Annotated in this window: 24 protein-coding genes; 5 read left to right on the top strand and 19 right to left on the bottom strand. The window is 70.3% G+C overall.

Annotated features, from left to right (window positions below):
• Positions 1-6: 6 nt before the first annotated feature.
• The 11 genes from ALI22I_RS26225 to ALI22I_RS26175 form a co-directional block, all read right to left on the bottom strand.
• Entirely contained in the window at positions 7-1,641 is a 1,635-nt protein-coding gene (locus tag ALI22I_RS26225) for a DUF885 domain-containing protein (RefSeq protein WP_077008186.1), read from the bottom strand.
• A gap of 54 nt (positions 1,642-1,695) precedes the next feature.
• On the bottom strand, positions 1,696-2,343 hold the full coding sequence (locus ALI22I_RS26220) for a LuxR C-terminal-related transcriptional regulator (protein WP_077008185.1): 648 nt from the start codon (positions 2,341-2,343) through the stop codon (positions 1,696-1,698).
• A complete protein-coding gene (locus ALI22I_RS26215; protein WP_077008184.1) occupies positions 2,295-3,575 on the bottom strand; it encodes a sensor histidine kinase in 1,281 nt (426 codons plus the stop codon). Before ALI22I_RS26215 ends, ALI22I_RS26220 begins: the two co-directional genes overlap by 49 nt.
• 188 nt (positions 3,576-3,763) lie before the next feature.
• Positions 3,764-4,639: a pyrroloquinoline quinone biosynthesis protein PqqB gene (gene pqqB, locus ALI22I_RS26210; protein ID WP_077008183.1), complete on the bottom strand. Its 876-nt coding sequence runs from the start codon at positions 4,637-4,639 to the stop codon at positions 3,764-3,766.
• Entirely contained in the window at positions 4,636-5,691 is a 1,056-nt protein-coding gene (pqqE, locus tag ALI22I_RS26205; RefSeq protein ID WP_077008182.1) for a pyrroloquinoline quinone biosynthesis protein PqqE, read from the bottom strand. Before pqqE ends, pqqB begins: the two co-directional genes overlap by 4 nt.
• Entirely contained in the window at positions 5,684-5,953 is a 270-nt protein-coding gene (gene pqqD, locus ALI22I_RS26200; protein WP_077008181.1) for a pyrroloquinoline quinone biosynthesis peptide chaperone PqqD, read from the bottom strand. The genes pqqE and pqqD overlap by 8 nt, the downstream gene beginning before the upstream one ends.
• The gene (pqqC, locus tag ALI22I_RS26195) at positions 5,950-6,639 is read right to left on the bottom strand and encodes a pyrroloquinoline-quinone synthase PqqC (RefSeq protein ID WP_077008180.1); all 690 of its coding nucleotides are present in this window, start codon (positions 6,637-6,639) and stop codon (positions 5,950-5,952) included. The genes pqqD and pqqC overlap by 4 nt, the downstream gene beginning before the upstream one ends.
• Before the next feature lie 80 nt (positions 6,640-6,719).
• A complete protein-coding gene (pqqA, locus tag ALI22I_RS26190) occupies positions 6,720-6,815 on the bottom strand; it encodes a pyrroloquinoline quinone precursor peptide PqqA (RefSeq protein WP_077008179.1) in 96 nt (31 codons plus the stop codon).
• Positions 6,816-6,934: 119 nt separating this feature from the next.
• Positions 6,935-8,089, bottom strand: coding sequence for a polysaccharide deacetylase (locus tag ALI22I_RS26185; RefSeq protein WP_077008178.1), 1,155 nt, complete (start codon positions 8,087-8,089; stop codon positions 6,935-6,937).
• A 76-nt stretch (positions 8,090-8,165) separates the two neighbouring features.
• On the bottom strand, positions 8,166-8,873 hold the full coding sequence (locus ALI22I_RS26180; protein ID WP_238598574.1) for a class F sortase: 708 nt from the start codon (positions 8,871-8,873) through the stop codon (positions 8,166-8,168).
• Positions 8,874-8,880: 7 nt separating this feature from the next.
• Complete coding sequence (locus ALI22I_RS26175; RefSeq protein ID WP_077008177.1) at positions 8,881-10,332, bottom strand: MSCRAMM family protein; 1,452 nt, start codon at positions 10,330-10,332, stop codon at positions 8,881-8,883.
• A gap of 233 nt (positions 10,333-10,565) precedes the next feature.
• On the opposite strand from ALI22I_RS26175, the gene ALI22I_RS26170 reads away from it, so the two are divergent.
• Positions 10,566-11,366 carry a Bax inhibitor-1/YccA family protein gene (locus ALI22I_RS26170; RefSeq protein WP_077008176.1) on the top strand — a complete coding sequence of 267 codons (801 nt, stop codon included), beginning with the start codon at positions 10,566-10,568 and terminating at the stop codon, positions 11,364-11,366.
• A 174-nt stretch (positions 11,367-11,540) separates the two neighbouring features.
• Here the strand turns inward: ALI22I_RS26170 and ALI22I_RS26165 are convergent, their stop codons facing one another.
• The 3 genes from ALI22I_RS26165 to ALI22I_RS26155 all read right to left on the bottom strand — a co-directional run bounded on the left by ALI22I_RS26165 (position 11,541) and on the right by ALI22I_RS26155 (position 13,911).
• Positions 11,541-11,753: a hypothetical protein gene (locus ALI22I_RS26165; protein WP_077008175.1), complete on the bottom strand. Its 213-nt coding sequence runs from the start codon at positions 11,751-11,753 to the stop codon at positions 11,541-11,543.
• Positions 11,754-11,815: 62 nt separating this feature from the next.
• A complete protein-coding gene (locus ALI22I_RS26160) occupies positions 11,816-13,036 on the bottom strand; it encodes an acetyl-CoA C-acetyltransferase (protein ID WP_077008174.1) in 1,221 nt (406 codons plus the stop codon).
• Between the two features lie 56 nt (positions 13,037-13,092).
• Positions 13,093-13,911, bottom strand: a complete 819-nt coding sequence (locus ALI22I_RS26155; RefSeq protein WP_077008322.1) for an SGNH/GDSL hydrolase family protein — start codon at positions 13,909-13,911, stop codon at positions 13,093-13,095.
• Between the two features lie 115 nt (positions 13,912-14,026).
• Between ALI22I_RS26155 and ALI22I_RS26150 the strand changes: the two genes are divergently transcribed.
• The 3 genes from ALI22I_RS26150 (at position 14,027) to ALI22I_RS26140 (ending at position 17,846) form a co-directional block, all read left to right on the top strand.
• Positions 14,027-15,397: a cystathionine beta-synthase gene (locus ALI22I_RS26150; RefSeq protein ID WP_077008173.1), complete on the top strand. Its 1,371-nt coding sequence runs from the start codon at positions 14,027-14,029 to the stop codon at positions 15,395-15,397.
• A 106-nt stretch (positions 15,398-15,503) separates the two neighbouring features.
• Positions 15,504-16,607, top strand: a complete 1,104-nt coding sequence (locus ALI22I_RS26145; protein ID WP_077008172.1) for an RDD family protein — start codon at positions 15,504-15,506, stop codon at positions 16,605-16,607.
• Positions 16,608-16,694: 87 nt separating this feature from the next.
• Positions 16,695-17,846, top strand: a complete 1,152-nt coding sequence (locus ALI22I_RS26140; protein WP_077008171.1) for a cystathionine gamma-synthase — start codon at positions 16,695-16,697, stop codon at positions 17,844-17,846.
• A gap of 284 nt (positions 17,847-18,130) precedes the next feature.
• Here ALI22I_RS26140 and ALI22I_RS26135 read toward each other — a convergent pair whose 3' ends face one another.
• From ALI22I_RS26135 to hppD, 3 genes are all read right to left on the bottom strand, one after another.
• Complete coding sequence (locus tag ALI22I_RS26135; RefSeq protein WP_077008170.1) at positions 18,131-18,403, bottom strand: DUF2277 domain-containing protein; 273 nt, start codon at positions 18,401-18,403, stop codon at positions 18,131-18,133.
• Between the two features lie 37 nt (positions 18,404-18,440).
• Entirely contained in the window at positions 18,441-18,671 is a 231-nt protein-coding gene (locus ALI22I_RS26130) for a hypothetical protein (protein WP_077008169.1), read from the bottom strand.
• Positions 18,672-18,812: 141 nt separating this feature from the next.
• The gene (gene hppD / locus ALI22I_RS26125) at positions 18,813-19,994 is read right to left on the bottom strand and encodes a 4-hydroxyphenylpyruvate dioxygenase (protein WP_077008168.1); all 1,182 of its coding nucleotides are present in this window, start codon (positions 19,992-19,994) and stop codon (positions 18,813-18,815) included.
• Between the two features lie 75 nt (positions 19,995-20,069).
• Here hppD and ALI22I_RS26120 point away from each other — a divergent pair, with 75 nt between their 5' ends.
• A complete protein-coding gene (locus tag ALI22I_RS26120) occupies positions 20,070-20,564 on the top strand; it encodes an Lrp/AsnC family transcriptional regulator (protein WP_077008167.1) in 495 nt (164 codons plus the stop codon).
• A gap of 187 nt (positions 20,565-20,751) precedes the next feature.
• Here the strand turns inward: ALI22I_RS26120 and greA are convergent, their stop codons facing one another.
• Positions 20,752-21,246, bottom strand: coding sequence for a transcription elongation factor GreA (gene greA / locus ALI22I_RS26115; RefSeq protein WP_077008166.1), 495 nt, complete (start codon positions 21,244-21,246; stop codon positions 20,752-20,754).
• Positions 21,247-21,431: 185 nt separating this feature from the next.
• Positions 21,432-21,842, bottom strand: a complete 411-nt coding sequence (locus ALI22I_RS26110) for a DUF4307 domain-containing protein (RefSeq protein WP_077008165.1) — start codon at positions 21,840-21,842, stop codon at positions 21,432-21,434.

The following is a 21,842-nucleotide window of genomic DNA, read 5'->3' as shown; positions in this document are numbered from 1 at the left end:
CGTGGCTCACGGGTTGTGCGTGCGCACCCATTCCGCGACGACGTCGGCCAGCACGGCCAACGGCAGCGGCCCGCCGCCCAACACCACGTCGTGGAACGCGCGGATGTCGAAGCGGTCGCCCAACGCCTCCTCGGCCGCCGCCCGGATCCGCTGGATCTCCAGCCGGCCCACCATGTACGCCAGCGCCTGTCCGGGCGTGGCGATGTACCGGTCGACCTCGCTCTCGATCTCCACCAACGCCAGCGGCGTGTTCGCGCGCAGGTACTCGACCGCCCGCGCGCGGCTCCACCCGTGCGCGTGCAGCCCGGTGTCCACCACGAGCCGCCCGGCGCGCATCGAGTCCAACGCCAGCATCCCGAGCCGCGCCACGTCGCCCGAGTACAGGCCCATCTCGTCGGCCAGCCGCTCGGTGTAGAGACCCCAGCCCTCCAGGTACGCGGTCACCTGGGCGATCCGGCGCAGCAGCGGCAGGTCGGTCAGCCGCTGGGCCAGCGAGATCTGGAAGTGGTGTCCCGGCACGGCCTCGTGGAACGCGGTCGCCTCCGCCTGGTACCGGAACCGCTCCCGCACCCGGTGGGTGTTCGCGTAGTAGGTGCCGGGCCGCAGCCCGTCCAGCGACGGCGGCGAGTAGTACCCGATCGGCGAGCCCGGCGCGTCGGCCGCGGGCACCGGCTCCACCTGGCAGCGCTGCTCCGACAGCCGGCCGAACCAGCGCGGCGCGGCCTCCTCCGCCCTGGTCACGGCCTCGCGCGCGGCGGTGATCAGCTCATCCCCGCTGTTCCAGCGCATCGCCCGGTCGGTGCGCATCCGTTCGAAGATCGTCGCCACGTCGGACGTGCCGAACACCCGCTCGCCCAGCTCGGCGTACTCGCGGGCCAGCCCGGCGATCAGGTCCAGGCCGGTCCGGTGCAGCTCCTCGGGCGTGCGGTCGGTCGTCGTCCGGGCGCGCACCAGCGCCGCGTACATCGCGTCGCCGTCCGGCAGCCAACTCAGGCCCGGCTGGTCGGCCGACCGGCCCTCGATGCCCGCGATCACGTCCCGGTAGGCGACGAACGCCGGCCGCACCACGTCGGCCAGCAGCCGCTCCCGTGCGGCGGTGAACTCCTCGCCGCCCGCGGGACGGGCCAGCGTGTCCTCCGCCGCCGCCAGGTACCGGTCGATGTGCGCCACGGCCGCCTGGACCAGGTGCCGCACCGGCGTGCGGCCCGAGGCCGCGCCCGCGAGCTGCCGTTCGGCGACCCGGCGCAGGAAGTCGGGGATCGCGGCGAGCCGGTCCAGGTACGCCCGCTCGGACTCCGGCCCGGACAGCACGATCATCGGCATGACGAACAGCACCTCGCCCGCCGGCGCGAAGAACGAGTCGGTGATCGTGTACTCGACGCCGCGCGCGTCGATCTGGTCCACGATCGCCTCGGCCTGCTGGATGATCACCCTACGGGTCACCCGGTCGTCGTCCGCGGGCAGAGCGCGCGCCCGGTCGGCGATGTCCACCGCGTGCGCCCGCGCCGATTCCTCGGACTCCGCTCGGTGATCGGCGAGCAGGTGGTCATAACCGGGCAGGCCGAACACCGTCGCGCCCAACGGCGCCTGCGAGCTCATCAGGTCGAGCAGTTCGTCGGCCAACTCCGCCGTCGTACCCATGCGCGTACCCCCAGGCCTCCGCGAAAGCACGATGGTACGTAGCCGGACAAACGACTACACGCGATCCAAATAGGCGAGCACGGCGAGCACCCGCCGGTTGTCGTCCTCGGACAACGGCAGGCCCAACTTGCCGAAGATGTTCGCGATGTGTTTGCCGACGGCTTTCTCCGTGACGAACAGCCGCCCGGCGATCGCGCCGTTCGAACGGCCCTCCGCCATCAGCGAGAGCACTTCCCGCTCACGCGGCGTCAACGTGGTCAGCGGCTGGTCCCGCGCGCCGCGCGCGAGGAGTTGGGTGATGACCTCGGGGTCCATCGCGGTGCCACCGGACGCGACCCGGCGAATGGCGCCGACGAACTGCTTGATGTCGGAGACCCGGTCTTTCAGCAGGTAGCCGACCGCGCCGCCCCGGTCGGACAGCAGTTCCCGCGCGTACAGCTGCTCCACGTACTGCGACAACACCAGGATCGGCAGACCGGGCACCCGCTTGCGGGCCTCGATGGCGGCCCGCAGCCCTTCGTCGGTGAACGTCGGCGGCAGGCGCACGTCGACCACCGCCACGTCCGGGCGGTGGTCGACGAGGGCCTTGAGCAGGGCGGGACCGGAGTCGACCGCCTCCACCACGTCGAAGTCGTAGGCCTGGAGCAGCCGGATCAGGCCGTCCCGGAGGAGGACGAGGTCTTCACCGAGGACAACTCGCACGGCAGCTCCATGGTCACGATGGTCGGCCCGCCCACCGGGCTCGCGATCACGAGTGTGCCGTCGAACGCGGCCAGCCGGCGCTCGATTCCGCGCAACCCGCCACCTTCGGACGCCACCGCGCCACCGTGCCCGTCGTCGCCGATCATCAGCGAGAGCCTGTCGTTCTCGTGCCGCACCCGTACCCACGCGCCGGTCGCGCCGCTGTGCTTGGCCACGTTCGTCAGCGTCTCGGCCACCGCGAAGTAGGCGGCCGACTCGACCGGCGCCTGAGGTCGCCCGGCCAGCTCCAGGTCCACCTCCACCGGTAGCGGGTGCGCCAGCGCCAACGCGCGCAGCGCGCCGTCCAGGCCTCGGTCCGCCAGCACCGGCGGGTGGATGCCGCGCACCAGGTTCCGCAGTTCGGCCAACGCCTGGGTGGACGACTGGCGTGCCTCGGCCAGCAGCTCCTGTGCCGCCTGCGGGTCTTGGGCCAGCAGCTCCTCGGCCATGCCGAGGTTCATGCCCAACGCGACCAGCCGGGCCTGCGCGCCGTCGTGCAGGTCCCGTTCGATCCGGCGCAGTTCGGCGGCTTGGGCGTCGACCGTGTCGGCCCGTGAGTCGGCCAGCACCCGCACCCGGTCCGTCAGCGCGGCGGTGGCGCTCGGCGCGAGTAGCCACTTGACGACCCTGGCGTGCAGCCGGGTCATCCGCGGCGTGGCCCACCAGGCCACCAGCAGGTAGGCGACGCCCATCAACGGCGCGAGTGCGAAGTTGCCCGGCGTGTCGATGTCGACCAGGTTGTACTCGACCTTCTCCGCGTTGTTGAGCCACAGCAGCGGCACCACGAACCCGAACACGCCGTTGAACCACAGCGCCAGCGGCACCACGCCGCAGACCACCCCGGTGATCGCGTTGACCGGCAGGAACGCCAGATCCCGCCACGTCGCCGGGTCGGTGGCCACCGTGCGGACCCTGGTCATCGGGCCGCGGTTGGCGGGCAGCCGGTACGGCGACGGGATCTCCACCTCCAGCACGCCCGCCGCCCAACGGCGGAAGTAGCCGGTGTAGCGGCGGCCCAGTGCGGTGAACAGCAGCAGCAGCGGCACGCCGATCGTCACCAGGATCAGCGGGTACGCGTAGAGCTGCAGCGGGATCAACGGCAACCCCAACAGGCTCAACGGCGTCCGCGCCACCCCCAACCCGACCTCCGTCAACCGCTCCCGCGCACCGCGCACCAGGTCCTGATCCGTCATACCGCCGATTCTCTCGACCAGACCCACCCAGGTCGGTGGGGCTAACCCCCCAACCCGTTCCGAACGCTCAACTCGCGCGTTCCGAACGTTGGACACGCGCGTTCTGAGCGTTGGACACGCGCGTGTCCAACGTTCGCGTTGGGCGTGTCCTACGTTCGGAACAGGCGAGTTGAACGTTCGGGTGGGGGTCAGAGGGTGAGGAGGGTGCCGTCGGGGACTAGTTCGGCGCCGGCTTCGGTGATCTCGGTGTGTTCGGGGGAGGTCGGGTTCAGGGCGGGGTTGGTGTTGTTGAGGTGGGTGTAGATGCGGCGGGTGGTGGGGTGGCGGCGGAGTTCCGGGAGACTGTGGGTCATCGGTAGGTGGCCCATCGCGGCTTGGCCGCTGGGGTTGCCGGTGGCGGCGCCCATCTCGGACGGCGCGTAGAAGGTGCCGTCCAGGAGGACTACGTCGGCCTCGGCGACGAGGGTGTCGAAGCCGGGCGGCCAGGAGGCCAGGCACGGTGCGTACAGGAGCACGCCGCCGGTGGCGGGGTCGGCGAACCGGTATGCCACGACCCAGTGGCCGGCCAACGAAGAGTCCGCGGCGTAACGGGGGCGCTTGCCGCTCACCGGGAACGCGGTGACCTCCAGCCCGCCGTCGAGCGTGATCGTCTGCTCCGGCTCCACCTGCCGCCACGACCACTCGCCGTACGTCGCCAGCACGTCACGCGTGGGCGCCAACGCGTGCAGCACGGGAGCCGGCGCGTGCACCCGCAACCCCGCCGCACCCCGCAGCACCGCCAAGCCCAACGTGTGGTCCAGCTCGGCGTCGGTGAACAGCACACCGCGGACCGGCGTGTCCCGCGGTCCGGGACCCGGTGCGAGCGCGAAAGTCGAGGCGAGCTGCACGCCGATGTCCGGTGACGTGTTGACCAGCCACCACCCCACACCGTCCCCGCTCACCGCCAACGCGTCCTGCGTCCGCGCGGGCAGCTCACCCGCCCGCACCGCCGCACACGGCCCGCACGCGCAGTTCCACTGCGGCACCCCACCACCGGCCGCCGTCCCCAGCACGACGGCCTTCACCGCACCACCGCCCGGTGCTCCACGGCGGCAGGTGCACCGGCCAGGATCAAGTCCACCGCACCCCGGTGCGGCGACAGCGAGCACACCGGATCGGTCGCCGACGCGTCCCCGGTCAGCTGGAACGCCTGGCACCGGCACCCACCGAAGTCCAGCTCACGGCGCGCGCACGTGCGGCACGGCTCCTTCATCCAGTCGAAGCCACGAAAGGCGTTGAACGCGGGCGACGAGTGCCAGATGTCCGCCAACGCCCGGTCCTTCACGTTCTCGATCCCCAACCCCTCGATCACTCCCGCCGCGGGACACGGCAGCACGTCCCCGTTCGGCGCCACGGTCAGCTGCCGCGCGCCCCACCCGTGCATGCACGGCTTCGGGTGCGCCTCGTGGTAGTCGGCGATCACGTACACGATCTCCATCGACGACCGCGCCTTCGCGGCGGCCACCACCTCACCCGCCCGCGCCAACTGCTCCCGCGTCGGCAGCAACGCGGCACGGTTGCGCAACGCCCAGCCGTAGTACTGGGTGTTCGCCAACTCCAACCGGTCCGCGCCCATCCGCGCAGCCAACGCGATGATCTCGCCGACGTGGTCCAGGTTGAGCCGGTGCAGCACCACGTTCACGGTCAGCGGCAGCCCGGCGTCCCGGATCACGTCGGCGGCCTTGAGCTTGTGCTCGAACGCCTTCACCCCCGCGATCAGGTTCGCCCCCGCCGCGTCGGCGTCCTGCACCGACAACTGCACGTGGTCGACACCCTCCAGCTCCGCCAGCCGGTCCGCGGTCAGCCCCAGCCCGCTGGTCACCAGGTTCACGTAGCAGCCGAGCCCGGACGCGTGGCCCACCAGAGCGGGCAGGTCCTTGCGCGCCAACGGCTCACCGCCGGACAGGTGGACCTGCAACACGCCCAACGCGCGGGCCTGGTCGAACACCGCCCGCCACTGCCCGGTGTCCAACTCGTCCGCGCGACCGGCCAGTTCCACCGGGTTGGAGCAGTACCCGCACCTGAGCGGGCACCGGTGGGTCAGCTCGGCGAGCAGGCCGAACGGCGCGTCAGCCATCGACGTCCACCACCCGGCGCGCCACCAGCCGGGTGACCAGTTCGGCCACGTCGTCCGCCCGCACCCCGTCGAAGTCCTCGGCCAGCCGGTGCGCGATGCCCTCGACGGACGTCCGCCCGTCGCACAGCCCGACCACCGCCGCCGCGGTCTCGTTGAGCACCAGCACGCCTTCCGGGAACAGCACCACGTGGCTGTCCCGGGTCTCGTCGTAGGCGGTCTTCACGCCGCGCCTGAGCCGCGGCACCGCACTGAGCGCGGTCATGAGTAGTAGTCCACGGCGTCCAGAACCGCGCGCAGCACGTCGCACTTGAAGGCCAGCGCGGCGACCGCCGCCTCCTGCTGCTCGCGCGTGCGGCAGTTGCGCACCACGATGTCCAAAGTGGACTTCCCTTCGTCGGCGATCACCTGGAGCCTGGTGGTGAAGTAGGTGAAGCCCTCTTCGGCGATCCACGGGTAGTGCTCGCGCATGTCCACCAGCCGGCGCGCCATCAGGCCGCGCGAGAACATCTCGGTGAGCCCGGACGCCACCGCCTCCACCCACGGCCGGGTGCGGGCGAACGTCACGTAGGCGTCCACGGCGAACCGCGTGCCCGGCAGCACGTGCCGCTCGTCCAGCACCTCCTCGCGGGTCAGCCCGACCGCCTCGGCCAGCCGGAGCCAGTTCTCCGCACCGCCCTCGCCCGGCCCGCTGCCGTCGTGCCACACGATCCGCTCGCGCCACACGCGGCGGACCTCGACGTCCGGGCAGTTGGCCAGGATCGCGGCGTCCTTCTGCGGTATCGCCCGCTGGTAGTACCAGCGGTTCGCCGCCCACAGCTGGAGTTCGTGCTTGGTCAGCCGGCCCTCGTGCAGCCGGAGGTGGAACGGGTGGCGGTCCCAGTAGCGGGGTGACAGGGCGCGCAGGCGCGCGGTGAACTCGTCCGGGTCCAACGGCTCAGCGGTGAGCACGACGGGCGGGCACCTCCCGGTCCGCAGGCGCCACGCCCCTCCGGGCCCGACTGGCCGGCACGGAGGGGCGCGGCGGATGGCTAGCTGCGAGCTGCGTAAGCGGTGACTTCCATCGGGGTGTCGACGTCCCGGAAATCGGGCTTGACCCAGGTGCGCTTCTCGGGCTCGGTGGTCATGCGCTACTCCTCGGATGGGATGCGTTCCGTGGGGCGGCGGTAACCCACCGTAGAGCTTCGGGCGGCCATCGCGCTAGATAGGAAAGAACCTTTCCCATCTCGTTTGGTCGCCGCCGGCTTCAGTTGCGGGCGGCGGGTATCCGCCGCAACTGTTCCAGCACCACCGGATCCTGCAACTGCATCCACTGGATGACCTCGGTGTACGTGGCGCACACCGTCTCCGCCCGCACGCACACCTCGCCCAGGAACCCCTCCACCGCGTTGCTGAACGCGCCACCGGCCCACTCGTTGAAGTGGTTGCCGATCACCACCGGGGCCCGGTTGCCGTTGAGCGCGGCCTGGTACACCGAGCGGTACGTGTCCAGCACGATCCGGGTGAACTCGGGGGCCTTCTCGGGCTGCTCCTTCGCGCCGTTGAGCGCGTACCAGAGGTTGAAGTCCATCATCACGACCTGCTTGCCCAGCGCGGGCACGCGCACCTCCGGCATGGGGAACTCCCACACCCCGTCCTGCACCGACGGCCACACCACGCCGAGGCTCACGTGACTGGTGTCGTAGACCAGGCCACGCCCGCGCATCGCCGGGAACGCCTGGTCCCACTTGCCCTCCAGGCACGGCGTCCGCCCGCCGCGCACGGCCGCCGGGTCCAGCTTGAACCCCTGCTGCCTGGCCTTGTCCACGATCCCGAAGAACTGGTCGATCTCGCTGTTCCACTGCTCGGTGGTCCACATGCCGACGTTCGGCTCGTCACCGACGCAGAAGTGCCCGTTGTAGTGGGTGCCGATCTCGTGCCCGGCGTCGATGGCCGCGTTCAGGTACTCGATCCGCAGCGCCACGTCCGCCCGGCTGCCGCCGAACCCGATGGACGAGTCGCCCTGGTCGTGCCCCGGCCCGGTGTAGGTGGCCGCGTCCTGGTCCGGCACCAGGTACACACCCGACAACAGCCCGGTGACGTGCGCGTTCGCCGCCTTGGCCAGCGGCATGATCCGGTCCCAGTGCGGCTTGGACGCCGCGCCGTCGAACGAGAACAGCACGAACTGCGGCGGCTTCTCGCCCGGCTGCATCCGCCGCATCCACGCCGGCGGTGAGGTCGCGGCGGGCACGGTCGGCGGCGGCGAGGCGCTGCTGCTCGTCGTGCGCGGCGCCATCGGCAGCGGCGCCGCCAGCTCGCCCACGTCGTGGCCGGGTGCGGGTTCGCGGACTCCCAACACGGCCAACACCACCAGGGTGAGTGCCAGCGCCACGGCCGTGCCGAGCCAACCCCATCGCTTCACATCAACAGGACGACGCGGCGTGACCAAAGGTTGCCTGTTGATTACGTTCGGCACCGAAGGTGCGGAACGTAATCGGTCATGCGACCGGCGTGGCGATCACGACCTGGTTCTCCTCGTAGCCGGTGTCGCCGCCGACCCACCGCCCGCCACACGTCACCAGCACCAGCCGGTGCCCGCCGCGCGGTCCGAACAGCTCGACCGCGCGCGACGGCAGGGCGTCCTTGCGGACCGCCTCCACCCGGCTGACCCGGAACCGGAACGTCTTGCCCGCCGTGTCGACCACGGTCACGTCCTGCCCGACCGCCGACCGCCACAGCTCGTCGAACGGCCCGGTCATGCCCTTCCAGTTCACGTGCCCGGCCAGCACCGTCGCGCCCTCGGCCGCACCCAGGTCCACGCCCCACCACGTCGCCTCGCCGACACCCTCCGGGACCGGCAGCACGCCGTCGGCGGTGACCTCCTCGCGCACCAGCGTCGCCAACCCGCCTTCGGGCAACCGAACCGTCCCCGGCTGCTGCTGCGGCGGCGCCGGTGGTGGCGGCGGTGGAGTGGTGGTGGCGGCGGTGGTCGCCGGTGGCGGTGACGCGGGGGCGTTCGCGCCGACCGGCATCCCGGCCAGGTCCACGCCCCGCCCGGAGCGGGCGCTGTCGCCCAACGGGTGCGGCACCACGGCGTCACCGGGCGTCGGCCGGCCCGCCAGCACGACGTCCGACGACTGGGTGGACACGAGCGCGGCGGAGGCGATCAGAGCCGCCACCGCCGCACCCGTCAACAGCGCCTTCACTCGCACCTCATCGGCGGGCGGCCGCCCGCCGCTTGCCCAGCAGCCCGAACAGGGCCGCGCCGATCAGCACCACACCGCCGAACCCGACCACCGCCCCGGTCGAGACCTCGGTGGTGAACGACGCCTTCGCCACCACCCCGGCCCCTTCCGAACCCGCCGGGATCGTGATCGGCACGATCGGCTTGTCCGGCTTGTTGGTCAACGCCAGCGCCAACGTCTGCCCCGGCTCGACGGTCCCGCACACCTTGGGCGGCGCGTTCGGGTCGAAGTACTCCTCGTAGCCCTTGACCGGTGCGACCTCGATCACGCAGATCTCCTGCGGCGTGCGCAGGTCGGGCACGACCGCGGTGCCGTCGGCGGCGGTCTGGAGCACGATCGGTTGACCCTCGGGCCCGGTCAACGCGGTGTCGTCCTGCCGCTTCGCGGGCGTCGAGCCGTCGGCCGCGGTCACCCGCAGCGCCACGCCCGCGATCGCCTTGCCGGTCTCCGCGTCGGTCTTGGCGACCTTCACCACACCCGGCGCCGTCTTCGCCGTCGTCGTCGCGTTCGCGGCCAGCTTCTTCTCGCCGCCCGTGGTGACGATCCGCTGCATGTCGGCGTCCGCCGGGACGAGCACCTTCGGCCGGTCGGCCGGGCTGTCCAGCTTCACCGTGAACGACGGGTTCGGCCCGGTCGGCACCACCTTCACCGCGAGCGCCTTGCCGTCGTTCGGCGTGGTCAGCTCGCCGGCGGGCGCCCCGGTCTCCAGCGTCGCGTCGGTCAGCTCCACCGTCACCGGGACACCGGCCACCTGACCGCCGTCGGTCTTGGTGATGTCCACCACCCACGTGTCGGGGGTGCCGATGATCTGGTCCTTCGCCGGCGCGCTCACCTTGGCCGCCCACGGCCCGCGGTTGGCCTCCGCCTCGGCCTTCATCCGGTCCACCGCCTGCGCCGCCGCTTCACTCTTCGCTTTGAGCGCGTCGTAGTGGAAGCCGACGTTGTAGGCGATGTTCTTGTAGCCGTTGTTCGGGTCGAGGGTGATGTGGCGGGCCGGGTCCGGGTTGGTCGTGTCCTCGTACGCCGTCCAGGAGTGGAGCAGGTGCGCCAGCGCCGCCGACTCGTCAGGCGACTGGGTGGTGGCGTACCTCAACAGGAGGTACGAGATGTTGGCCGCGAAGTCGTCGGGCAGCTTCGAGCCGCCCTTGGAGAGCAGTTCGTCCCCGTCCCGGTACTCCACGTTGCTGTCCGGCGCGAGCAGCGAGTACTGCACGCACCACACCTGCTGGCCGCGCCAGAGGTAGGAGCCGAGCCAGTCGCCTTCGCCCGCGGGCTTGCCCTTGTACCCCTGCGCGATCGTCTCGTACCCGATGTGCTCCGGTGGGGTGCCGTGCCCCGGCTGGGCCCCGGCCGTGGCGGGCAGCGCGAGCAGGGCCAGACCGGCCGCGAGCACCGCGCCGGCAAGTCGTCTCCAAGCCATGATGTCCTCAAAACCCCTCGGCGCGTCGGGTAGGAGCTGCCGGGGTGAGCCTTACGGGTCCGAGATCATGTCGACAATCCTCCAGGGGGGTGGAGTGCCGACTACGCTCCGCAGTGCGGGGTGTGGATTCGAGATCGACAACCCGAGTAAAGTCACTTTTACCCGACGGGGAACCGATCGACTCGTGTGGTCGTTGAACCCGTGACGGCGTCAGCACGCCACAGGAGGACGAGGTGCGTACCACCAGCAACCCCGCGTTCCGCAACCTGCCGACCGGCGGCGGTAGCGGTAACTACGCAGGCTTCGGCCAGCCCTACGAGGCGCAGCAGTACGGCGGCTACCAGGGCGCGCCGCCGACCACCGGCGAGCGTCCCATCACGATCGACGACGTGGTCACCAAGACCGCCGCGACGCTCGGTCTGGCCATCGTCACCGGCTTCATCTCGGCGTGGCTGGTGCTCACCGGTCAGGTCCAGCCGTTCGCGCTGGCGATCCCGGGCATGCTCATCGGTCTGGTCCTGGCCCTGATCATCATCTTCAAGCGCATGCCGAGCGCTCCGCTGGTGCTGGCCTACTCGGCGGCCGAGGGTGTGTTCCTCGGCGCCATCACCGGCGTGTTCGAAATGCTCTACTCCGGTATCGCGTGGCAGGCGATCCTCGGCACGTTCGGCGTGTTCGGCGCGATGCTCGTGGTCTACAAGACGGGTGCGATCCGGGTCACGCCGCGCCTGACCAAGTGGATCATCGGCGCCACCGTGGGCGTGGTCGTGCTCATGCTGGGCAACCTGGTCATGGGTATGTTCGGCGTGAACATGGGCCTGCGTGACGGCGGGACCCTGGCGATCATCTTCAGCCTGGTCGTGATCGGTATCGCGGCGTTCAGCTTCCTGCTGGACTTCGAGGCCGCCAACGAGATGATCCGCAGCGCGCTGCCCGCCAAGTACGCCTGGCTGGCCGCGTTCGGCCTGATGACCACTCTCGTCTGGCTGTACCTGGAGATCCTGCGCCTGCTGTCCTACTTCCAGAACGACTAGCGCCACCCAGCACACCCGAAGGGCGTCCCGGCTCCGGCCAGGACGCCCTTCGGCGTCCCACCCCACACCCCCGCGCGTCCCGCGCGTGTCCAACCCCCAGAACACGCGTGTCCAACCTCCAGAACGCGCGTGTCCAACGTTCAGGACACCCGAGTTGAACGCTCAGAACGTGCGTCAGTCGCGCCAGCCGTGGTCGTCGTCCATGGCTGAACCCACCTCGACCAGGCACGGCACGCACAGCGCCCCACCCGGTGTCCGGACCACGAGATCCGGCGGCACCGAGTGGGCGCAGGCCGCCTCGAAGTACACCTCCGAGGCCTGCCGCACGGGAAATGCGTGACACAGCCGGTCGTACCCGCTGTGCCACCACACGTAAGGCATCGTCACCCCGACCTCCCTACTCAACGGTAGGACGCCTGGTAACAGTAAACGTGACGCGGTTCAGCGGTTCAGCTGAGCCGTTCGATCACCATGGCCATGCCCTGGCCACCGCCGACGCACATCGTCTCCAGCCCGAACTGCTTGTCGTGGAACTGCAGCGAGTTGATCAGCGTCGTGGTGATCCGCGCACCGGTCATCCCGAACGGGTGACCGACCGCGATCGCGCCACCGTTGACGTTCAGCCGGTCGAGATCGATCCCCAGGTCCTGGTACGACGGGATGACCTGCGCCGCGAACGCCTCGTTGATCTCCACCAGGTCGATGTCCGACACCGACATCCCGGCCAGTGCCAACGCCCGCCGCGACGCCTCCACCGGCCCGAGCCCCATGATCTCCGGCGACAACCCGGACACGCCGGTCGACACGATCCGCGCCAACGGCGTGATGCCCAGCTCCCGCGCCTTCACGTCACTCATGATCACCAACGCCGCCGCGCCGTCGTTCAACGGGCAGCAGTTGCCCGCGGTGACCCGCCCGTCCGGCCGGAACACCGGCTTGAGCCCCGACACGCCCTCGATCGTCACGCCGGGTCGCGGGCCGTCGTCGGTCGACACGACCGTGCCGTCCGGCAGCGTGATCGGGGTGATCTCGCGCGCCCAGAAGCCGTTGGCGATGGCCTTCTCGGCGAGGTTCTGCGACCGCACGCCGAACTGGTCCATCTCCTCGCGCGACACGCCCTTGGTCAGCGCCAGGTTCTCCGCCGTCTGGCCCATGGCGATGTAGACGTCCGGCAACTGCCCGTTGACGCGCGGGTCCACCCACTCCGACGCGCCGGACTGCGCGACCGCGACCGTGCGGGCCTCGGCGTCGGCGAACACCGGGTTGTGCGTGCCCGGCCACGAGTCGGACGACCCGCGCGCGAAGCTCGACACCGTCTCCACGCCGGCGCTGATGAACACGTCACCCTCGCCCGCCTTGATGGCGTGCAGCGCCATCCGGGTCGTCTGCACGCTGGACGCGCAGTAACGCGTGACCGTGGTGCCGGGCAGGTTGTCGTACCCCGCCAGCACGGACACCACGCGGCCCAGGTTGAAACCCTGCTCGCCGCCGGGCAGGCCGCAGCCCAGCATGAGGTCGTCGATGTCGTTCGGGTCGAGCTGCGGAACCTTCGCCAGCGCGGCCTTGAGGACCTGCACGGTCAGGTCGTCGGCGCGCATGTCCTTGAGCGAGCCCTTGCCCGCGCGCCCGATGGGCGACCGGGCAGCGGAAACGATGACGGCCTCAGGCATTACGGAACTCCTTTGTTTCGCCGCAACGTGTGACGTGCAGCCTAGTTAACGCCCGTTCAGTGCGGCCACCACTCGTGACGAAGGACGCCGCACAACGGTGCCAACAGGATCGACGTCGCCGCCTCGTACCCCGCCGCGCTCGGGTGGAACCGGTCACGGCTGAAGTAGTCCGCCCGTGCGTGGAACTCCGCCGCCAGCAGATCCCCCAACGCCACCGCCACGCCACCCGCCCGTTCCACCTCGACCCGCTGGGCCCGCGCCAACCGCCGTGACCAGCCACGCGCCACCGACCGCAGCGGCTCACCGATCGGCCGCACCGTCCCCAGGTCCGGGCACGTCCCCACCACCACCCCGACCCCCGCCGCACGCAGCCGCCGCACCTCCGCGCCCAGCAACGCCGCCGACACCGGGATCGACAGCCGCGTGGTCACGTCGTTCGCGCCGATGATCACCAGCGCCAGGTCCGGCGGGTCGGCCACCACCCGGTCCACCTGAGCCGACAGGTCGCGGGTCGTGGACCCGGAGATCGCGTACGTCTCCAGCCGCACCGGCGACCCGATCTCGTCGGCCAACCCCGTCGCCAGCACGACACCCGGTAACTCGGCCGGGTCGTCCACCCCCAGCCCGGCCGCCATCGAATCGCCGAGTACCGCGAACCGGACCTGCGCCCCCGCCCCGTCCACGTCGCTCAGCCGCCGCCCGGCCGGACGAGCGCTGTGCACGCCGTACACCCCGTCCGCCCGCAACGGCGGCGCGTCCGGCACCCCGATCACCACCCGCGCCCGCCTGGACTGCTCGGTGAACAGCCCGTACGCGACCCCGGTCAACCCGCCCAACGCGCCCGCGACCACCGCGAGGAGCCGGAACCCCCGCATCGAGACCACCCCTTCTCCCGGTGTTCATCGTCCACCGACCGAATCGTCCACCCGCCGACCGCCGCGACACCCATATAGGCTCAGCGGGTCATCTCAAGAAGTGGAAGGCGCCGTCGTGGAGTACGTCGAGAGCGTTGTCGACCTGGTCGGCAACACGCCGCTGGTGAAGTTGAACACGGTGGCCGAAGGGCTCCAGCCGCTCATCCTGGCCAAGGTCGAATACCTCAACCCCGGCGGCAGCGTGAAGGACCGCATCGCCCTGCGCATGGTGGAGGCGGCCGAGCGCAGCGGCGAGCTCAAGCCCGGCGGCACGATCGTCGAGCCCACGTCGGGCAACACCGGCGTCGGCCTGGCGCTGGTGGCCCAGCGGAAGGGCTACAAGTGCGTCTTCGTCTGCCCGGACAAGGTCAGCGTGGACAAGCGCAACGTGCTCAAGGCCTACGGGGCCGAGGTCGTGGTGTGCCCGACCGCGGTCGCGCCGGAACACCCCGACTCGTACTACAACGTCTCCGACCGCCTGGTCGCCGAGATCCCCGGCGCGTGGAAGCCCAACCAGTACGCCAACCCGGAGAACCCGGCCAGCCACTACCACGGCACCGGTCCCGAGGTGTGGCGGCAGACCGAGGGCCGGATCACCCACTTCGTCGCGGGCGTCGGCACCGGCGGCACCATCTCGGGCACCGGGAAGTACCTCAAGGAGGTCTCCGAGGGCCGGGTGAAGGTCATCGGCGCGGACCCGGAGGGCTCGGTCTACTCCGGCGGCACCGGCCGGCCGTACCTGGTCGAGGGCGTCGGCGAGGACTTCTGGCCGGACGCCTACGACCGGACCGTGTGCGACGAGATCGTGGCGGTGAGCGACTCCGACTCGTTCGAGATCACCCGGCGACTGGCCCGCGAGGAGGGTCTGCTCGTCGGCGGGTCGTGCGGCATGGCCGTCGCGGCGGCGCTGCGGGTGGCCGAGCACGCGGGCCCGGACGACGTGATCGTGGTGCTGCTGCCCGACGGCGGACGCGGCTACCTGTCCAGCGTGTTCAACGACAAGTGGATGGCGCAGTACGGCTTCCTGTCGCCGGACATGTCCGGCGCGACGGTCGGGGACGTGTTGCGGCGCAAGGACGGCACGATGCCCGACCTCGTGCACGGCCATCCCAATGAGACGGTCGCCGAGGCGGTCGCGATCATGCGCGAGTACGGCGTGTCCCAGATGCCGGTCGTCAACGCCGAGCCGCCGGTGATGGCCGCCGAGGTCGCCGGCGCGGTCAACGAGCGGGACCTGCTCGACGCGCTGTTCACCGGCAAGGCGCAGCTGACCGACCGGCTGGACCGGCACATGTCGTTGAAGCTGCCCACGATCGGCGCGGGCGAGTCGATCAGTTCGGCCATGCACGCACTGTCCTCAGCGGACGGTGCACTGGTCCTGGAGGACGGAAAGCCCGCCGGCGTCGTCACCCGGCAGGACATCCTGGGTTTCCTCGCCGGTCGCTGATCTGGGACGGGTTGACCGGTTGCCGGTGGCCGGCGCGGCGGCATCCGCTAGCGTTGGCCACCGACTCATACGCCTACGGCCCGTGCCAAGGGGGTTGGAAACTCCGATGAACGCTCCGCAGCCGCCAGAGAACCAGCAGTTCGGCGGTCAACACCAGCAGGAGCAGGGGCAGGGTGCCCAGCCCCCGAACGCCGACGCGACCCAGGTCGTGCCGAGCGGCGGTCAGCCCCCTGCTTTCCCGCCGCCGGAGGCGACCCAGGTCGTGCCCTCCGGCCAGCAGCCCGGCTCGAACCCGGACGCGACCCAGGTCGTGTCCCCGGGCGCGACCCAGCAGCAGCCCCCGTCCAACCCCTACGGCCAGCCGGTGCAGCAGCCGGGCTCGGGATCGTTCCCGGCCCAGCAGCCTGGCTACGGTCAGCAGCCGCCCGCCCAGTACGGCCAGCAGCCGTACGGTCAGCAGCCGCCGTCCAACCCGTACGGTCAGCCGCAGGGCCAGCCTCAGCCGAACCCGTACGGCCAGCAGCCGCCGTCCAACCCCTATGGCCAGCCGCCGGCCCAGCCTCAGGCGAACCCGTACGGGCAGCCGCAGCAGCAGGCGTGGGGCGCGCAGCCCGGCTACGGCCAGCCCGCGTACGGGCCTCCGCCGCCCGCCGGCGGGTACGCGGAGTGGGGCAGCCGCGCGGTCGGCGCGCTGATCGACTACGTCGCGCCCGGTCTCGTGCTCGCCATCCTGCTGACCATCGGCGGGCTCTCCGGTGACCCGACGATCATGCTGATCATGTACGGGGTCGGGTACGTGGCCTACCTCGGTTTCATCATCTACAACTCCTGGTACCTGGCGGGCACCACCGGCCAGTCGATGGGCAAGAAGATCGCCAAGGTCAAGCTCATCAAGGAGGAGACGGGGCAGCCGATCGGCTTCGGCAACGCCTTCGTCCGCCACCTGTGCCACTTCGTCGACTCGATCGCCTGCTACGCGGGCTGGTTCGCGCCGCTGTGGGAAGCGAAGAAGCAGACGTGGGCGGACAAGATCATGGGCACCGTCGTGGTGAACGCCCCGGCGGCCCAGGCCCCCGGTGGTTACCCCGGTGGTGGTGGCGGGTACGGCCAGCAGCAGCCGAACCCCTACGGTCAGCCGCCGGCGTCGAACCCGTACGGCCAGCCGCAGCAGCCCAACCCGTACGGCCAGCAGCCGCCCCAGCAGTGGTGACGGGGTTACCCGTCGAGTTTCACCCGAGCGCCCGTCGGCCATCCAGCCGACGGGCGCTTGCTTTTTCGATCGCCGTACCCTAGAGCCATGACGGACACCGGCCACTACGGTTTCGCGACCAGGGCTATCCACGCCGGGCAGGACCCCGACCCGACGACGGGCTCGGTCATCGTGCCGATCCACGCCACCTCCACCTACGCCCAGGACGGCGTCGGCGGGCTGCGCGGCGGGTTCGAGTACTCCCGCACCGGCAACCCCACCCGTGCCGCGCTGGAGGAGTGCCTGGCGGCGCTCGAAGGCGGACGGCACGGGCGCGCGTTCGCCTCCGGCATGGGCGCGACCGACGCCGCTCTGCGTGCGATGTGCCGCCCTGGTGATCACGTCGTCATCCCGAACGACGCGTACGGCGGCACGTTCCGGCTGATCGACAAGGTGCTCGGCCAGTGGGGCGTCGAGCACACGCCGGTGGCGCTGTCCGACGTCGACGCGGTGCGTGCGGCCGTGCGTCCGAACACCAAGGTGATCTGGGTGGAGACGCCCACCAACCCGTTGCTCAACATCGCCGACATCGCCGTGCTCGCGCAGGTCGCGCACTCGGCGGGGGCGCGGCTGGTGGTGGACAACACGTTCGCCTCGCCGTACCTGCAGAACCCGTTGGAGCTGGGTGCGGACGTGGTGCTGCACTCGACCACCAAGTACGTGGGCGGGCACTCGGACGTCGTCGGCGGGGCTTTGATCACGTCGGACGACGACCTGGACGCGCAGTTCGGCTTCCTCCAGAACGGCGCGGGCGCGGTGCCGGGGCCGTTCGACGCGTGGTTGACGTTGCGCGGCATCAAGACGCTCGAAGTGCGCATGGAGAAGCACTCGGACAACGCCGAGAAGATCGCCGAAGCCCTGCTCCGGCACCCGAAGGTCACCCGGGTCCTCTACCCCGGCCTCCCCGACCACCCCGGCCACGAGATCGCCGCGAAGCAGATGCGCCGCTTCGGCGGCATGATCTCGTTCACCGTGGAAGGCGGCGAGGAAGCGGCCCTCCGCGTCTGCTCCCGCACCGAGCTCTTCACCCTCGCCGAGTCCCTGGGCGGCGTCGAATCCCTGATCGAACACCCCGGCCGCATGACCCACGCCAGCACCGCCGGCTCACTCCTCCAGGTCCCCGCCGACCTGATCCGCATCTCAGTCGGCATCGAGTCCCCCGACGACCTGATCACCGACCTCCTAACCGCCCTAACCTAACCCCCACCCCACCCCCCCCCGCGTGTCCAACGTTGCGAACGCGCGTGTCCAACGCTCAGAACACGTGAGTTGAACATTCAGAACGCGAGAGTCGAACGTTCAGGTCGCGAGAGTCCTACGTTCAGGACCCCCGAGTTCTACGTTCAGAACACCCGAACCCCGCGCTCAGCCGGTCCGAGCGCGGGGTTTCGTGCTGCTCGACCGGTCGACTCCCGGTACCTGAGCGTTGAATTCGGGGGTCCTGAGCGTTGGACACGCGGGGGCTGGGGGTTCGACTCTCGGGGTTAGCGGGGGCCGTAGCGGGCGGCGGAGCGTTCCTTGGCCTTGGCGGCTTCTACCTCGCGGTCACGGGGTGGGGCCTTGGTGACCAGGGCATCGAGGAGGACGCGGGTGGCCTCGGCGACCGCCTCGACGGCGGCGTCGAACGCCTCCTGGTTCGCCGCCGACGGGTGGGCCGAGCCGCTCACCTTGCGCACGTACTGCACGGCCGCCGCACGGACCTCGTCCTCGGTGGCGGGCGGTTCGAAGTTGTGGAGCACCCTGATGTTGCGACACATGGTTCCACTATGGCGCGAACGTCGGCCGGACAGAACCTCAGGGCTTGACGTCGTACCGCGCGTTCTCCACCCGCGGCACGGCGGGCAGCTCCTGCCCGTCCACGCAACCGCCGACGAACTCGACCACGCCGTCGCGCTCCACGAACCGGCCGGTCTCCGCGCACCCCGCGTGGGCCACGGTGAAGAAGGCCGCGCCGGTCAACGCCACGGCCGTGGCCACCGCTCCGACGAGCGGGAGCACCGCGGTGACCCGTGCCGCGAGCGCCATGCCACCCTCCAGGTGAATGCTGTGTGAGATGTCCCCACACCGAGAGTACCGGTCTCGGCGCACCCGGTAGGCCATCGTCAGCGTTCCGACAGGAAAGGCCGGCCCAGGGGGTACCCGAACCGGCCCGCCGCAGACACAACGTCAGAGGTTGCCCCGACGTTCCTGCTCACGCTCGATCGCCTCGAACAGGGCCTTGAAGTTGCCCTTGCCGAAGCCGAGCGACCCGTGCCGCTCGATCAGCTCGTAGAACACCGTCGGCCGGTCCCCGATCGGCTTGGTGAAGATCTGGAGCAGGTAGCCGTCCTCGTCCCGGTCGACCAGGATGCGGTGCTCCTTCAGCACCTCGATCGGCACGCGCACCTCGCCGATGCGCGCCCGCAGTTCCGGGTCGTCGTAGTACGAATCGGGCGTCTCCAGGAACTCGACCCCGGCCGCACGCATCGCGGTCAACGTGGTCACGATGTCGTTGGTCGCCAGAGCGATGTGCTGTACGCCGGCGCCCTCGTAGAACTCCAGGTACTCGTCGATCTGCGACTTGCGCTTGGCCACGGCGGGCTCGTTGAGCGGGAACTTCACCCGGTGGTTGCCGTTGGAGACGACCTTGCTCATCAGGGCCGAGTAGTCGGTGGCGATGTCGTCGCCGATGAACTCGGCCATGTTCACGAAGCCCATGACCCGGTTGTAGAACTCGACCCAGTGGTCCATCCGGCCGAGCTCGACGTTGCCCACGCAGTGGTCGACCGCCTGGAACAACCGCTTCGGCGCGCCTTCGGGCCGCACCACCGTGCTCTCCCTGACCACGTATCCGGGCAGGTAGGGGCCGGTGTAGCGGGACCGGTCGACCAGGGTGTGGCGGGTCTCGCCGTAGGTCGCGATGGCGGCGATCCGGACGGTGCCGTGCTCGTCGCTCAGGTCGTGCGGCTCTTCGAGGACGGTCGCGCCCTGGGCACGTGCGTGCTCGACGCACCGGTCCACGTCGACGACCTCCAGCGCGAGGTCCACCACGCCGTCGCCGTGCTTGCGGTGGTGGTCGAGCAGCGGGCTGTCCGGCCGGACGCCGCCGTTGATCACGAACCGCGCCGAGCCGGACTTGAGCACGAAGGACTTGTGGTCCCGCTGCCCGGTCTCCGGCCCGGAGTACGCGACGAGCCGCATCCCGAACGCGACTTGGTAGAACCACGCGGTCTGGGTCGCGTTGCCGACCACGAAGACCACGGCGTCCATCGAGCGGACGGGGAACGGGTCGCGCGTCCCGTCGTAGTCGACCAGGCCCACGAGTTGGCGGAGCTGGTCGTAGCTCACGTCGTCAAGCTGCTGCGTCATACCTCACAGGATGTGCACGCCTGGTCAGGGTGAGCAACAGTCGCTTCTTTCGCTGATCATTTTGTACAGTGGTACATGCCCTCAGATCCACAAACTGAACACTCTGACCAGCCTGTGGACGCCTTGGACGCACGGCTGTTGTTGCTGCTCACCGACGAGCCCCGGCTGGGCGTGCTGGAGTGCTCACGGCGGCTCGGCGTGGCGCGCGGCACGGTGCAGGCCCGGCTGGACCGGCTGGTGGCGCGCGGTGTGCTGACCGGCTTCCCGCCGGCGCTCGACCTGGCCGCGATGGGCTACGGGTTGACCGCGTTCGCCGTGCTGGAGATCGCGCAGGGACGACGGCACGAGGTGTCCGACGGGTTGGCCGCCATCAACGAGGTGTGCGAGGTCCATGCGACCACCGGACCGGGTGACCTGTTCGTGCGGGTGGTGGCCCGGTCGAACGCCGACTTGCAGCGGGTGATCGACTCGATCGTGGACGTGCCGGGCGTGCAGCGCCTGTCCACGTCGATCGCGCTCTCGACCCCCGTCCCGCCACGCGTGCGCCCGCTGCTGGAGCACATCGTCTGACGCACGCGTGTTCTGAGCGTTGAATTCGGGGGTCCTGAACGTTGGACATACGCGTTCTGAACGTTGGACACGCGTGTTCTGAACGTTGGACACGCGCGGCCTGAGTGTTCGACTCTCGCGGGGGTGGGGTGGGGGACAGCAGAAGGGCGGCCACCCGTTTGGTGGCCGCCCTGCTGATGTCTTGGGGTCAGCCGGCGTACGGCACGGCCTTGATGAGGGTGACCTTCATCGTGTTGCCGTTGGGCAGTTCGTACTGGCGTGTCTCGCCCTCCTTGGCGCCGAGCAACGCCTTGCCCAGCGGGGACGAGGGGGAGTAGACCTCCAGCGCGCCGTGCGCGCCCTCCTCACGGGTCGCCAGCAGGAACTCTTCGGTCTCGTCGTCACCGTCGTAACGAACGGTGAGCACCATGCCGGGCGCCGCGACGCCCGTGACCGTGGGTGCCTCGCCGACCTTGGCGACCCTCAGCAGTTCCTGCAGCTGGCGGATGCGGGCCTCCTGCTTGCCCTGCTCCTCGCGGGCCGCGTGGTACCCGCCGTTCTCGCGGAGGTCACCCTCTTCGCGACGCGCGTTGATCTCCGCAGCAATGACCGGGCGATTCTCGATCATCTCGTCCAGCTCTCCCTTGAGCCGGTCGTAGGCCTCCTGGGTCAGCCAGGTCACCTCAGTGTCGCTCACGGTCACCAACTCCTTGTCTTGCTCCGGCCCACGGCGTGGGCTGGCAGTTCCCGGGCACACCAGCCCGGAACGGAAAAACACGGCCCGCGTCGGGGCCGTGCTGAGAGGCCAGAGTAACACGCGTACAACGCTCAGCGACGGTGTTTTGTTCCCGGATCCGCCACTAAACCTGCAGATCACCCGCTTGGCCGCTACCTCGTGGACAGGTAAGCCGGAACCTGGTAGGAGCAGCCGAAGACCTCTCCGGTGACCGGAGGTTTGGACGTCTTCAGCACCGTCGTGGCGCGCACCGTGTCGGCGCCGGGCTCGACCAGGACCTCACGCCGACCCGCCTCGTCGCCGTCCTGGGAACGCGCGCGCACGATGCACACGACAGCCTGTTCCGGTGTCTGCCTGACCACTTCGAACGTGATTTCGACGGAGCTGTCGTCCAGCACCTCGAACGCGGTCTGCTTGGCCTCGACGGGCTGGGTGCCGAGGTTGCGGTAGCCGACCCACGCGATGACACTGCCGATCAGCACCGCGATCACGGGGAGTGACCAGCGGGCCCACCGGGGCAGCGGCCTGCGGGGTTTGCCGTACCGACCCTCGGGCAGTGCCAC

The sequence above is a fragment of the Saccharothrix sp. ALI-22-I genome (assembly GCF_001984175.1).
Taxonomy (GTDB): Bacteria; Actinomycetota; Actinomycetes; order Mycobacteriales; family Pseudonocardiaceae; genus Actinosynnema.
This window is presented reverse-complemented; position numbering and strand designations above follow the sequence as displayed.